Consider the following 14112-nt stretch of genomic DNA (forward strand, 5'->3'; position numbering starts at 1 on the left):
TCAGCTCTTAAATTTTTAAGATTAAATCTAAAACTTAGCCATTTAGATAAGTTTTACTTGACTTGTTGTTTTTTTAACCATAATACTTACCCATATGGCTAAGTATGATTTTCAACTCGATCTGTTATTTAATGCTTTAAGTGATCCTACACGCAGAGCAATACTCACTCGTCTTGCAACAGGTGAAGCAACAACCACCTCACTTGCAGAAGAGCATACGATGGCTTTGCCCTCTTTTCTTAAACATTTAAAAAAATTGGAAGAAGCGGGACTGATCACAACAACAAAAAATGGCAGAGTGAGAACCTATGCTCTTCGCCCCCATGCGTTTAGCCCTTTAAAACACTGGTTGCAAGAACAACAAGCCATATGGGAAACACGCTTAAATCAATTAGATAACTATGCATTAAATTTACAAAGGAAAAGAAAAAATGAATCTTGATCCCCAAACAGATTTAAAACTAGAACGAACTGTAGCTGTTCCACGTGAGTTACTTTGGGAATGCTGGACAACTCCAGAGCATATAAAACACTTTTTTATTCCTAAACCTCACTCCATCGTGTCCTGTGAAATAGACTTGAAAGTAGGTGGAAAATTCAACACCTTGTTTGATGTTGATGGCAATCAGATTCCCAATAATGGTGTTTTTCTAGAAGTCGTTGATGGCGAAAAATTAGTATTTACTGATGCTTATACTGAAGAATGGAAACCCAGTGAAAATCCATTTATGACAGCAATTATCCTATTTGAAGATCTCGGAAATGGATCAACGAAATACACAGCTATTGCACGCCATCGTACTCCTGAAGCACGACAACAACATGAAGATATGGGTTTCTTTAGTGGTTGGGGAACGGTTGTTGATCAACTTGAAGCCTACGCTAAAACGTTATAAATAAATATTTTAGGTAAAAAAAGACAGGTTTAGCCTGTCTTTTTTATATATTAACATTTATATATTGCTCAAAAAATCTAGCTAACTCTGAGCACTTCATTCCATTTTGTTAAATAGCTAGGAGATTTGAAGCTCTGAGACATCGCCCAAGCTCGTCCATTTGGCGTAATCAAACGCCCAAGCGTCATTTTATCTTTACCAAATTTTTCATTGATATGATCAAATGTCATCGATAAACTTTTACGTGCCAGCATTTCATCCGTATCATGAAATAAATCAACAGCATGACTATGTTGTGGAATGATATCTAACAAAATGACTTCTGCTTTTTTATAACGGTAACCTTTTTGATAAATTCGGTCTAATCCTATTTGCACAGCCTTCAAAATCTCTAAACGATCATCACTATAATCAGCCAAATACACCACTGTAAATGGACGATAATTCTCTGCTTTATTAAAACGATTTGTACGGATACTAACACCGATCGCCTTACATAGAAGTTTTTGCTTCCGTAACCGTTCAACTGCTCTTAAGGTAAATTCAGTCAATGCTTCGCTTAGGCTATTTTTATCTTGAATTAATTGCCCAAAAGAACGACTACTTAATACCTGTCGTCGATCAGCCAACACGTCTTCAATTTCTAAACAGGCGATGCCACGCAACTCTTTAACTGTATTTTCCAAAACAACAGAGAAATGTTTTCCAATCATTTTCGGATCTGCTTCAACCAAATCCATAACTGAATGAATACCTATCACTTCTAAACGTTGGCGAATCTTACGACCTACGCCCCACACCTCACCTACTGCGGTATGACTCAATAAATCCTCGATCACACAAGGATCTTCATCAACCATATTGCAGATACTGTTAAAACATCGATGGGTTTTTGCTAAATGATTTGCAATTTTTGCCTGTGTTTTGGAATATCCAATGCCTATACAACAAGGTAATCCTAACCAGTTTTTGATGGTTGTTAGAATGGTTTGGGCATATTCAGTTAAATCGAAATGATGCTGATATGCTGTTAACTCAAGGAAACACTCATCAATCGAGTAAATTTCTTGTTCACATGGAGCAACGAAACTGCCCAAAATATTCATAAATCGCCGTGACATTTCTGCATACAACGCATAATTACTTGAGAAAACGGCAACCTGATGCTTTCGAATAATATCTTCGATCTGAAAAAAGGGAACCGCCATCTTGATACCCAATTGTTTTGCTTCATGCGAACGCGATACTACACAGCCATCATTATTTGAAAGTACCACAACAGGATGCTTTTCTAGCTTCGGATTGAATACACGCTCGCAACTCACATAACAATTATTCACATCAATCAAGGCAAAAATACGTTGTGGCAATGGCATTGGATCACCTCATCGGCTTTAAGTTATAGGTCACGACGCCCCAAATCACCAACTCCTGTCCTTCTTGTATATAAATATTTTGATAATCAGGATTTTCAGCTTTTAACCAAACTTTGGGTGGACTGAAATGATGATCAATCATCAAACGCTTTACCGTAAACTCATTATCAATCAGTGCAATGACGATATCGCCAGACTTTGCAGGGATACTTCGATCAACCACTAAGGGATCATCAATATCAATGCCAGCATCCAACATGGACAAGGAATTTGCTTTTACGATAAATGTCGAGTTTTCATTTCTAATTAAAAACTCATTTAAATCCAAAGCTTGCTCAACATGGTCTTGTGCAGGCGATGGAAAACCTGCTGCAACACGTTCCGTCGCCAAAGGAATATGGTAAATTCGATCATTCTTTGCTTGAACACTCTGAACTTTCAAAGAAGTGCTGAGATCGGTATTAATACCTGTCTTGGCATTATTCAATAACCAGTTTTTAATGAAATCAACTTGTGATTCAGGAACACGTATTACTTTGGTGGGTTCGCTAAATTGAGCTTTACGACCAGCGTTGGTTCGAGCCCCACCATGTTCAAACTCAGTTTTTTTGGACATAACTCACCCCTCCCTTGTTTTCATCGCCTTTATTTAATCTAACTTGAAAAAGTTACAAATTCAAGTTGACGAAAAATTAATTTTGCATAAGAATAAATTTCATAGATCAGATTTTGGCTTGTTTAAGTTAACAAGGATGTCAAACAAACTAACTTTCGATAATTAAATCATATATTTAGGCAACTTACGCTTTGATAGTATTTGATTTAACAGATTGATTATTTTGATCTTTTCAGCAGTTAGGTTTTATTCAAGATTTTTTGATGTGGAGACATGAAAAATGAACAATCAACGTGATGCTATTCTTGGCTATGCTGACGAAAAACACGCTTATTTTATTCGTCTCATTGAAAACAATACCGTTTTGGGTAGTTGTTATGGATTATTCTGTGACAGCCCCAATAGTGAGGCGGCTGAAAGTATTATGACAACTTTATTTTTAAAGAAATCTTTTTGGCTCAATGGTTCTGAATTTCAAGATATTATTCAAGGACTAAATCCGATTCAGTAAAATCATTCATGCAAATTAGCTCAGATACGAAACAAGTTTCCGTTCGTGTAAATTTATACAGTACAAGCAACACATTCAGATATTAAGCAAATAATTCATATAAAAGACTCATGATCAATAAAAGATATTTCAGTAAGAAACCACTTAAACCTTGATTTAAGTGGTTTCTTTTATTTCATCAAGATTTATATAAAGCGTTTATCATTTACTGGAGCAACAAGTTTATAAATTTTTCCATCTGCCTCATTTTCAAAGAGCAAATCGATATTTGGATGAATAATTTCACCATCTACCTCAATATGTTCCACTCGCTTAAAAAAAGGAATGTCTTTATCTTCAAGGTCATTAAGCTGAGCAATTACAATTGATTCATTTTCTTCTTGGTCTTTTACGACCACTGTCACCTTATTCATAGTATTCCTCATTTAATAATAATTCCTGATTAGACTATGCCCTATAGATCAAAGTCTGTCTAACAACGGGTTGTAAGAAATATTATAAGTATTAACAGACTGTTAATTTTTCATCTAAGTGATTGAAATAAAAAATATAGATTTACAATTATGTGTAACACTGAAAAAGTAGAACAAGAAAACTGATTAAACAAAAGGCTGCCGAAGCAGCCAATATTTGTACTAATTTCCACGATAAGTTGAATAACCATAAGGGCTGAGTAATAAAGGAATATGATAATGTTTCACGGTTCCATCCACTTTAAAAATCACAGGAACTTCTGGAAAAAAGGTCTGTTGCTTTTGTTGATTGAACCAAGCCTCAGTTTTAAAGGTCACTTTGTAAATCCCTTTTTCCAAGGCTTTGTTCTCAGGATATAGCGCAGTAATTCGCCCATTTTCACCCGTAAGTTTCTGATTCAACTTAATCCACTGATCACCAGAGCTTTTTTCAAGAACAACTTCAACATTTGCTGAAGGTAAACCATTTTCCAAATTTAGAACATGGACACTCAATGGGTTCTGTTCAGCAAATGCCGCTGAACTGAATAAGATAAGCGAATAAGGTAAGATTTTCTTTAACATCACAAACTCCTCACAGATTTTTCAATATTTGGATGGCTGATGTAGCACAGTAATCATCGTTTTTAGCACCGCCTGCTCCAGCAACACCAAGCGCTCCGACCACTTGATTTTGGTATCGAATAGGTAATCCACCACCCAATAACAGCAGCTTAGAAACGGTGGTCAAATTTTTTGCATCAGGATTGCTATTTGCTGTTTGACTCAAAGCCAAGGTCGCTGTTTTCGTTGATAATGCTGTAAATGCTTTTTGCTCTGCAGCATCTAAATTGTGTGGACCCACCGACTCATGGCGGTGTGCATAAAGCGTATTACCACCTTGATCAACGACTGCGACTGCAATATTTTGCTGAATGTTTTTGCATACACGCTCAGCTTCACAGGCTATTACTTTGGCTGTTTGAAGATCTAATGAATAAACTTGCTTCAACTCCACAGAGTGTGCAACAGTGCTACTGAACAGTAACGTTAAACCAAGAATTTTAAGCTTATTCATATTGATTCCTGCCTGATATGCTTTGAAAATCTTAAACAAATCCATTCCGCCACAGCATGACAATCACATTACAAAATTGTCATGTTCACAAAGAGTCTGAACAAAAATGTGTATTCTGATTATCGAAGATGAAACGAAGATCGCGTCTTATTTAGTAAAAGGCTTGATTGAGTCAGGCTATACAGCGGAGTGCGTCCATTCAGGACTAGAAGGTTTGGAAAGATTAAAAATGAAATCCTATTCTTTGGTGATTTTAGATGTAATGTTGCCTGATCTTGATGGCTGGGATGTATTGAAAATACTTCGCCAATTTTCTAAGATTCCCGTGATCTTTTTAACTGCAAAGGATCAGATTTTAGATCGTGTCAAAGGCTTAGAACTGGGTGCAGATGATTATTTAGCAAAACCATTTTCCTATATTGAATTACTTGCTCGCATCAAAAGTCTTTTAAGGCGCCAACAATATAATCAAGAAAATGAGCTCTCGATTGCGTCATTAAAGATGGATTTAACACAACACAAAGTTTGGCGAGAAGATGCATTAATCGACCTCAGTAAGAAGGAATTTAACCTACTTCGATTTATGCTTCTGCATCAAGATGAGATTATTACGCGCCGCCAAATTGCATCAGAAGTTTGGAATATTAACTTTGATACAGATACTAACTTTATCGATGTTGCTGTACGTCGCTTACGCAGCAAAATTGATGATGGACATGATTTAAAGTTAATTCATACGATTCGGGGCTTAGGTTATAAGCTATCGGTTCAAGCTTGATGAATCATATCTTTCGCTCATTAGAATTGAGACTCACTCTACTGGTGACTTTTTGCAGCGCTCTCGTTTTATGCGTAGTGGCAATGATTAGTTATGTTGGGATTAATCAAATTTTAATTATCCAACAAGATCGTGCTCTGACGGAGCGAATTGAACGACTCGAAATACTTCTACAAGATAGTGAAAATATAAATCAAATTGTTGCTCGTCCTAAGCTCTATCAAAATATGTTAGGCAACCAAGATAACTTGTTTATTTTAATGGATCATAATCAACGTCTAATTGATATTAATCCCTTAAATATTCCCCTTCCCAAATTGGCAACCTCAAGCAGCATCCAATTTACAGATTTGACTCAGACCGAACACCCAACACGCTTGTCATGGAAAACGATCAACATTCATCAAAAGCCTTATGTGCTCATTGCGGGCAAGCAATGGTCTGAACGTCTCAATATTCTTGAGCCATTCCGTAACGGTTTATTGGTTTCAGTGAGCATTGGGGTTTTACTGATTTTTATATTGTCTGCTCTGGCTAGCCATTTTGGACTCAGTACATTAAGAAAACTGCAACAACAAACTCAGGCAATCAATGTCCATCAATTGCAGCAACGAATTCAGCTTGATCAAGCTCCATCAGAAATTGAACAACTGACAGCAGACATCAATACCATGCTGAATCGAATTGAAATCGGATACCAGCAACTCAACCGATTCTCAGAAGACATTGCACATGAATTTCGTACCCCACTCAATAACCTGATTGGACAAACGGAAATCATGCTCATGGGTGAGCGTACAGATGAGCAATACAAAGAACTGCTGTATTCAAATTTAGAAGATTACCAACGCCTAAAACGAATGATTGATAGTATGCTGTTTCTTGCACGTGCGGATCGTCAGATGATGATGTTAAATAAACAATGGGTCGATTTACCCAACTTGGTTGAGACGATTTGTGACATTTTTGAGCATCAAGCCGAAGAACAAGCTTGCCAGTTTATTTTGCAGTTAGAACAAACCCAAATATTGGCTGATGCAGAATTACTACAACGAGCACTTTATAATTTAATTTCGAATGCACTGACACATGGTGGTTTGCAACGTCATATCTATATTGGCAGTCGAAACAACCAACAAAATGACCCAAGCTCCACGACTAGTTTATATGTGATCACCAGTGATACGAGCATTGCAAACGAGCATCTTGATTCTCTGTTTGAACGCTTTTATCAATGTATTTCTAGCCGCCATCAAAGCAGCCAAACTGGAGGTCTTGGTTTATCCATCGTTGCCTCCATTATGACCCTTCATCAAGGTGAATATTTGGCTTACAACACTCCAGATGGTATTTGCTTTGAACTCATTTTTCCGAATGATTGCGATCAATAAGCTTTAAAGATATAGGCTCATGACCATTCACTTGTATCATCCGCGACTGGCGTACCATGCATAACGTGCATAATCATTGCATAGGCAATACTTCCTTTAAATGGAATTTCAGGCAGTTGATCAAATTTGAAGAACTGTGCATCACTAATTTCTTTTTCCTGTATTTTAATTTCGCCTGAGTGATATTCAGCTTTAAATGCAACCATTAAATTACTTGGAAATGGCCATGGCTGGCTGGCGAGATACTGAATATTTTTGATATTTAAACCAACCTCTTCCAAAGTCTCTCGACGCGCTGCTTCTTCTAAGGTTTCACCTACCTCCACAAAGCCTGCAATTAAACTATACATGGTCTTATTACGCGTTGTTCTTGCAAGCAGTATCTCATCATCCCCTCTTGTGATAATCGTAATCACACAAGGATTAACACGTGGATATTGGTTATAACCACAACTTGGACACATCATCGCAAACTGATCAGTACTTTGTTGCGTCTTGTCACCACATCGCCCACAAAACTGATGGTTACGTCGCCATTCTAAAAGTTGTACAGCTCGACTTGCTTGCTCAAACTGTTGGTGATTCCAATATTGTAAAAGCTGACGTATCGGCACCAGCTGATAGCCAACGGGTATGCTTTCATTGGGTAATAGATCTCGCGCAACGACCTGCTCATCATCTGACAGTACTAAATCACTGTGCAATTTTTCAACTCGTGGTAATTGAAACTGTTCATCAACTAAAAGTTGTTGTTGCTGAAAAATATAAGCAATCGATAGATTTGACATTACATTACCTTAAATTCAATAACATGAGATATATCAATAGAAATGCTAGCAATCCCCAAAAGGACAATTGAGGATAGCAAACGCAAAATTAATGGTGCTTATATTGACGTGAGCAGTAGCCACGATTGATCTCTGGTGAACGTAGTTGCAAATGCTTGGTTTTTCGACCCGTCACCCGTTTACGCCAGAGTTTAAAACTACTGGCTTGCAAATTTTGCCTCATCAGTTTGATTACAGCAGATTCATTCAGACCATATTCGCGCTCTAACGCTTCAAAAGGTGTTCGATCTTCCCATGCCATTTCAATAATTCTTGAAAGGTCACCATCATCATAATTTTTAGTATTCAACATAAAATGAAATCACTTCGCTGTCGTTCAATATCAATCTGTTAAATTTCATAACAAAGCATAAGTAACTCAGGATGAAGAAAGTGTGATTTTTCGAGTTATTCTTTTCATTTGAAATAATATTCAGCACATTGAAAATTAAATAAATGATCAAAGAATCATCCCAATTATTTTTTCAAGATTGACTAATGATCTAAATGCCGATAGTTATCTTAGACAATATTACTGAGGATAATTCTGATGTTTTTGCTAAATGCTGATTTTTCAAAGTTCGCAGTCGTCAAACCTAGAGACTATCAATGGGTAAAATCACCTGGCGGTGAAGTAGAACGTGTCATGTTAGACCGTGTTGGCAATGAAGCAGCTAGAGCAACAAGTTTAGTCAAATACGCACCTCTAAGCTTATTTCCAAAACACCAACATCCTCATGGCGAAGAGATTTTGGTATTGTCTGGGATGTTCACTGAAGATGGTAGCCAACACTATCAAAAAAGATGGTATTTGCGGAATCCGCATAACTCTAGTCATATTCCATCTAGTGAGATAGGCACCTTGATCTTTGTCAAACTCAGACAAATGTCCGAGACTGAAACTGAAGCTGTTCGTATCGATACCCATAACCCGAATAACTGGAAAAAAATGGGACATCGGGACATCTGTGAACTTTACCAATCTCCGCTAGAGCATACTTATCTAGAAAAAATCATGCCCTTACATCCCATCGAATATGATGTAAAAGGTGGTGCTGAAATTTTAGTGATTGAAGGCGAAATCAGCCATAGTGAAGAAACTTATCCAACAGGTTCTTGGTTACGTATTCCTCCACAAGCAGATTACCAACTTCAATCAGGTCAACAAGGCGCAACACTTTATCTAAAAACAGGTCATCTGCTCGCCATGATTCAGTCAACGCATAAATTTTAATGAGCGACTCCGAAATACATGTTTCAATCAAAGATGATGAATCAACTAGCGATGCGTATGAACTGACATCACAATCCCAAAACCTGCCAATAAGGTGATAATAGCTGTACCACCATAGCTCATAAATGGTAATGGATCTCCTGTCACAGGAAAAATTCCACTGACCATACCTGAGTTAACAACGACATATAGAAAAAAAGACAATGCTAATGAACCGACAATCAATCGTCCGAAATTATTAAATGAGTTCAATCCGATCATAAAACAGCGGATGATGATTGCTGCATATAAGCTAAATAGAATTACCACACCAATAAAACCAAACTCTTCTGCATAAGTTGACATAATAAAGTCTGTATGCCGTTCAGGTAAAAATCCAAAATGTGATTGAGTGCCTTGTAAATAACCTTTTCCTGAAAACCCACCCGAACCAATCGCAATTTTAGACTGAATAATATTCCAACCTGAACCAAGGACATCAGCCTCAGGATCAATCAAAGTTGTGATACGCTTTTTTTGATAGCTTTCCAATAAAAAAGTCCAAGCAATCGGAAGAAATAACATCACTAAACCCATAGAGCCTAGAATTAATTTCCAAGAAATACCTGCCAAAAACAATACAAACAGACCACTGGTGAGGATCAGAATGCCTGCCCCCAAATCAGGTTGTAATGCGACTAAAAGTAAAGGAATGACAATTAAAACCAATGAAATCAGAATATGAAATATTCTAGGTGGCAAGGCATTTCTAGATAAAAACCACGTGATCATCAGCGGCATTGCAAACTTCATCAGTTCACTTGGCTGCATACTTCCTAACAATGGAATGGCGATCCACCGACGTGCACCCATTCTCACTTCACCGATAAAAAATACAGCGATAAGCAGTACCAAACTCACAGCATATAGATAAGGGCTAAATGCTTGATAAACTTTTGGAGGAACTTGAGCACAAATAAAAAGCGCTACGAATCCTAAAAGGAAACTAAATCCTTGTTTGAATACCAACCCCATATCTTGAGCCGATGCACTATATACGACGATTAAACCTAAGATCGCATTTAAAATGAGAAGGCTCAATAACCAAGGGTCGAGATGTAATTTATGCCAATACGAAGAATTATTTTTGAGATGCAAACCATCTCGAATGGAATAACGTAAAAATCGGGATTGCGGAACAGGCTTCATGGTGATCTTAAAAATAAGAAAAACGAGCAGATAAATCTGAACTAAGGCGATGGAGTATATATTTAATTTGTTTCTATGCTCAGATTATTACTTTTATTTTTGTGAATCTTTGATAAATTTACAGATACCATTTAAATCAAAGGTTTTATACATATGGACCCCTCACCTTTAAGGCGTATCTTTGGCTCTCTCAGTAGACAGCTTGGAGAACTAGGATGATAGAATTTCTTTTAGACCCTAGCATCTGGATCGCGTTATTAACTTTAATCGTACTCGAAATCGTACTTGGCATTGATAACTTAGTTTTCATTGCAATTCTTGCAGATAAACTTCCTCCAGAACAAAGAGATAAAGCAAGAATCATAGGTCTTTCATTAGCCCTTATCATGCGTTTAGCCCTGCTTTCCATTATCTCTTGGCTAGTTACTTTAACAAAACCTATTCTCCATATATGGACTCTGAGTTTCTCAGGTCGAGACCTAATCCTACTCTTTGGTGGTCTTTTCTTACTCTATAAAGCCGTTACAGAATTACATGAAAAAATAGAAGGCAAACCTGTACATAAAACCCAATCAAGTGTTGCTTATGCAAGCTTTGGTATGGTGGTCACTCAGATTGTTATTCTAGATGCAGTGTTTTCTTTAGATTCTGTGATTACAGCAATCGGAATGGTTGACAATATTTATGTCATGATGGCAGCCGTGGTGATCGCTGTTGTAGTGATGTTAATTGCATCAAAACCATTAACAAACTTTGTAAATAAGCATCCTACTGTTGTTATTTTGTGCTTAAGCTTCTTACTACTGATCGGTATTAGCTTGATTGCTGAAGGTTTTGGTTTCCATATCCCGAAAGGATATATCTATTCAGGTATTGCCGTTGCAATCCTAATTGAAGGTTTCAACCAATTTACCCAACGAAATGCTGAAAAACATGCATCAAAACTACCTTTAAGACATCGTACTGCAAATACGATCTTCAAGCTCATGGGTGGCAAAGAGCAAAATGACCCAACGATTATCGATAACAACGATGATTCATTCGGTGCCGAAGAACGCTACATGATCGGTGGTGTGTTAACTCTGGCTGAACGCTCTGTTTCATCGATTATGACACCTAGAGATCAAATTTCTTGGGTCAACATCGATGATGATATTGAAGATATCCGAGCTAAAGTACTTGCAGTACCTCACAGCTTATTCCCTGTCTGTAAAGGCAATTTGGATAAGGTCATTACTGTTGTACGCGCAAAAGAGCTGATTGATTGTTTGGATGAAAAAGAAGAATTCCAAAATCTTTTAAAACGCCAACGTCCAATTTTTATTTTTGAAAAGATGAAAGTGATAGATGCAATTAATACTTTGCGCTCTTCAAAAGGCTCTTTAGTCATGGTGACGAATGAATTTGGAAATATCCAAGGATTAATCACTCCATTAGATGTATTTGAAGCAATTGCTGGTGAATTCCCAGACTCAGATGAACAACTGGATTTGACGAAAGTATCTCATCAAGAATGGGTAGCATCTGGCTTATTAGACCTTTATCAACTTCAACTTGAATTAGGCACACTTGAACTAGTTCAAGAAGGTTCAGGCTATGTAAGTGTCGCTGGTTTATTACTAGATAAATTAGAAGGTCAAGTTGATGTCGGTTCTACATTGACCTATGAGGGAATCTATTTCGAAATTATAGAAATGGATGGCACTCGCATTAAGAAAGTCAAAATTATTTATCCGATGTAAATCCAAGCATAAAAAAAGAGCCTTTCAAAAAGGCTCTTTTTTTTATATCTCAATCTGACTACCAATTTCGACAACACGATTCGTAGGGATTTGATAAAAATCGCTAATAGGACTTGTATTCTTTTGCATCGTAGCGAATAACTGTTTTCTCCATGTAGTTAACTTATTATCCGCTTTGTAGATCAATCTTTCGCGTGACACAAAGAAACTGATTTCCATCAGATTATATTCAAAATCAATTTTATTGAAAATTTGCTCTAAGACCATAGGTACATTCGGCTGCTCTTTAAAACCATAATTGATTTGTATCCGATAAAAGCCTTTCTCTAAAACTTCGAACTCATATCTCAGTTCATCTTGCACGTATGGGATATCCGAAACTTGCACCGTTACCAACATATTTTTGTCATGAAGAATCTTGTTGTGCTTGAGATTATGCAACAACGCATGTGGTACTACAGATGGAGAACCTGTCAGAAACACAGCAGTACCAGATACCTTATTCATATCTGTGCCTAGATATTTAATAAAGGTTTCTAACTGCAACGTATCGCTTTGGAGTTTTTCCTGCAATTGAACCCGCCCTTTCTTCCATGTCATCATCAAAGTAAAGACAAAGACAGCGATAAGCACAGGCACCCATCCACCAATAAAGAACTTAAGTAGATTCGAACCTAACAGCACTAAATCAATAAAAATGAATGGTACAGCGAATAAAACCAGTTTCCACGTTTTCCATTTCCAGTAACTATAAGCAAGAAATGCAACCAAAAGCGTATCGCAGAACATGGTAATCGTTACGGCAAGACCATAAGCACCTGCTAAATTACTACTTGTTTTAAAGAGTAAAACTAGGAATAAAATTGAAATATATAGAATCCAGTTGAGTAAAGGGATGTAAATTTGACCCACTTCAGACGCTGAGGTATGTAGTACATTCAGACGAGGTAAATAACCCAATTGAATCGCTTGTTTCGCCATCGAAAAAACACCACTAATCAATGCCTGTGATGCGATCACAGCTGCTGCAGTCGCAATAAGAATCATTGGATAGAGGAAGAAGGATGGTACAAGTAAATAAAATGGATTGGTAATCGCTGTAGGATCTCTTAGCAATAAAGCACCTTGACCTGCATAATTCAACATAAGACAAGGCAAAACAACGAGGAACCAACCAAGGCGTATCGGAAGAACACCAAAATGCCCCATATCAGCATAAAGCGCTTCACCACCTGTGACGGTCAAAACGACAGCGCCCATCACAAAAAATGAAATATACGGATTGGTGATAATAAATTGCAATGCCCAATGTGGACTTAAGAAAGCCAAAATCGTTGGGCTTTGAATAATACTCACAAACCCAATCGCACCAATAGACAAAAACCAAAGCAGTGTAATTGGGCCAAAAAACTTACCCATTACGGCAGTTCCATGTTTTTGTACAAGAAACAATGCCGTCAGAATGCCGATACTGATCGGTAATATAAATTTATCAAATGCTGGAGCCGCAACAGAAAGTCCTTCCACAGCCGATAACACAGATATTGCGGGTGTAATAATGCCATCACCAAAGAACAATGAAGCACCAATAAATCCTAAAGCTGTAATCAGAATTTTTGTTCGATTAGAAAGACCTGGCTGACGTAAATTCAAGGCAAGTAATGCCATGATTCCACCTTCGCCATTGTTATCTGCTCGCATTATCACCATCACATATTTAAGAGAGACGATCAACATGATGGTCCAGAAAATAAGCGATAAGATTCCTAAAATATTAATTTCATTGATTGGCATTCCATGTGTTGCATGAAAGCTTTCTTTAAGTGCATAAAGTGGGCTAGTTCCAATATCGCCAAAGACTACACCAAGTGCAGCTAAAGTCAGTATGGGTACACTAGCTTTCTCTACCGTCTGATTTTGCATGTTGTAAAAAAACACTTCTAAAAGTTAAAGTGATACTAGCACTCAATCTATCACTCCCTAAATAATTTATTTATAAGCCAGTTAAATATCTAATATTTAA

At 37.2% G+C, this 14112-nt stretch carries 16 protein-coding genes; 7 read left to right on the forward strand and 9 right to left on the reverse strand.

Features of this window, described 5'->3' with window-relative positions; all coding sequences use genetic code 11:
• Nucleotides 1–94: 94 nt before the first annotated feature.
• Together F948_RS02330 and F948_RS02335 are read left to right on the forward strand one after the other, a co-directional pair.
• Nucleotides 95–442, forward strand: a complete 348-nt coding sequence (locus tag F948_RS02330; RefSeq protein WP_004959578.1) for an ArsR/SmtB family transcription factor — start codon at nucleotides 95–97, stop codon at nucleotides 440–442.
• Nucleotides 432–896: an SRPBCC family protein gene (locus F948_RS02335; RefSeq protein ID WP_004959582.1), complete on the forward strand. Its 465-nt coding sequence runs from the start codon at nucleotides 432–434 to the stop codon at nucleotides 894–896. Before F948_RS02330 ends, F948_RS02335 begins: the two co-directional genes overlap by 11 nt.
• Before the next feature lie 77 nt (nucleotides 897–973).
• On the opposite strand, the gene F948_RS02340 is transcribed toward F948_RS02335, so the two are convergent.
• Entirely contained in the window at nucleotides 974–2272 is a 1299-nt protein-coding gene (locus F948_RS02340) for a Y-family DNA polymerase (protein WP_004959586.1), read from the reverse strand.
• A gap of 4 nt (nucleotides 2273–2276) precedes the next feature.
• Nucleotides 2277–2888, reverse strand: a complete 612-nt coding sequence (locus F948_RS02345) for a LexA family protein (RefSeq protein WP_004959588.1) — start codon at nucleotides 2886–2888, stop codon at nucleotides 2277–2279.
• Between the two features lie 280 nt (nucleotides 2889–3168).
• Between F948_RS02345 and F948_RS02350 the strand changes: the two genes are divergently transcribed.
• A complete protein-coding gene (locus F948_RS02350) occupies nucleotides 3169–3399 on the forward strand; it encodes a hypothetical protein (RefSeq protein ID WP_004913221.1) in 231 nt (76 codons plus the stop codon).
• 185 nt (nucleotides 3400–3584) lie between these two features.
• Here the strand turns inward: F948_RS02350 and F948_RS02355 are convergent, their stop codons facing one another.
• The 3 genes from F948_RS02355 to F948_RS02365 form a co-directional block, all read right to left on the reverse strand.
• Nucleotides 3585–3812 (reverse strand): hypothetical protein, encoded by a 228-nt coding sequence (locus F948_RS02355; protein WP_004913223.1) that lies wholly within the window; start codon nucleotides 3810–3812, stop codon nucleotides 3585–3587.
• 222 nt (nucleotides 3813–4034) lie between these two features.
• The gene (uraH, locus tag F948_RS02360) at nucleotides 4035–4436 is read right to left on the reverse strand and encodes a hydroxyisourate hydrolase (RefSeq protein WP_004959593.1); all 402 of its coding nucleotides are present in this window, start codon (nucleotides 4434–4436) and stop codon (nucleotides 4035–4037) included.
• A gap of 10 nt (nucleotides 4437–4446) precedes the next feature.
• The gene (locus F948_RS02365; RefSeq protein ID WP_004959595.1) at nucleotides 4447–4929 is read right to left on the reverse strand and encodes a GlcG/HbpS family heme-binding protein; all 483 of its coding nucleotides are present in this window, start codon (nucleotides 4927–4929) and stop codon (nucleotides 4447–4449) included.
• Between the two features lie 106 nt (nucleotides 4930–5035).
• Between F948_RS02365 and F948_RS02370 the strand changes: the two genes are divergently transcribed.
• A complete protein-coding gene (locus F948_RS02370) occupies nucleotides 5036–5707 on the forward strand; it encodes a heavy metal response regulator transcription factor (RefSeq protein WP_004959598.1) in 672 nt (223 codons plus the stop codon).
• On the forward strand, nucleotides 5704–7098 hold the full coding sequence (locus F948_RS02375) for a heavy metal sensor histidine kinase (protein ID WP_026057370.1): 1395 nt from the start codon (nucleotides 5704–5706) through the stop codon (nucleotides 7096–7098). The genes F948_RS02370 and F948_RS02375 overlap by 4 nt, the downstream gene beginning before the upstream one ends.
• 17 nt (nucleotides 7099–7115) lie before the next feature.
• Here F948_RS02375 and nudC read toward each other — a convergent pair whose 3' ends face one another.
• Nucleotides 7116–7886, reverse strand: a complete 771-nt coding sequence (nudC, locus tag F948_RS02380; RefSeq protein WP_004959604.1) for an NAD(+) diphosphatase — start codon at nucleotides 7884–7886, stop codon at nucleotides 7116–7118.
• A gap of 88 nt (nucleotides 7887–7974) precedes the next feature.
• Nucleotides 7975–8238, reverse strand: a complete 264-nt coding sequence (locus F948_RS02385) for a TIGR03643 family protein (RefSeq protein ID WP_004913242.1) — start codon at nucleotides 8236–8238, stop codon at nucleotides 7975–7977.
• Between the two features lie 237 nt (nucleotides 8239–8475).
• Between F948_RS02385 and F948_RS02390 the strand changes: the two genes are divergently transcribed.
• Nucleotides 8476–9159: a cupin domain-containing protein gene (locus tag F948_RS02390; protein ID WP_004959605.1), complete on the forward strand. Its 684-nt coding sequence runs from the start codon at nucleotides 8476–8478 to the stop codon at nucleotides 9157–9159.
• A gap of 45 nt (nucleotides 9160–9204) precedes the next feature.
• Here the strand turns inward: F948_RS02390 and rodA are convergent, their stop codons facing one another.
• Nucleotides 9205–10347 carry a rod shape-determining protein RodA gene (gene rodA / locus F948_RS02395; protein WP_004959607.1) on the reverse strand — a complete coding sequence of 381 codons (1143 nt, stop codon included), beginning with the start codon at nucleotides 10345–10347 and terminating at the stop codon, nucleotides 9205–9207.
• 215 nt (nucleotides 10348–10562) lie between these two features.
• On the opposite strand from rodA, the gene F948_RS02400 reads away from it, so the two are divergent.
• Complete coding sequence (locus F948_RS02400; RefSeq protein ID WP_004959611.1) at nucleotides 10563–12089, forward strand: TerC family protein; 1527 nt, start codon at nucleotides 10563–10565, stop codon at nucleotides 12087–12089.
• Nucleotides 12090–12131: 42 nt separating this feature from the next.
• Here the strand turns inward: F948_RS02400 and F948_RS02405 are convergent, their stop codons facing one another.
• Nucleotides 12132–14012 carry a potassium transporter Kup gene (locus tag F948_RS02405; protein WP_004959616.1) on the reverse strand — a complete coding sequence of 627 codons (1881 nt, stop codon included), beginning with the start codon at nucleotides 14010–14012 and terminating at the stop codon, nucleotides 12132–12134.
• Between the last annotated feature and the right edge of the window lie 100 nt (nucleotides 14013–14112).

This window comes from Acinetobacter junii CIP 64.5, from assembly GCF_000368765.1.
GTDB classification, from domain to species: domain Bacteria; phylum Pseudomonadota; class Gammaproteobacteria; order Pseudomonadales; family Moraxellaceae; genus Acinetobacter; species Acinetobacter junii.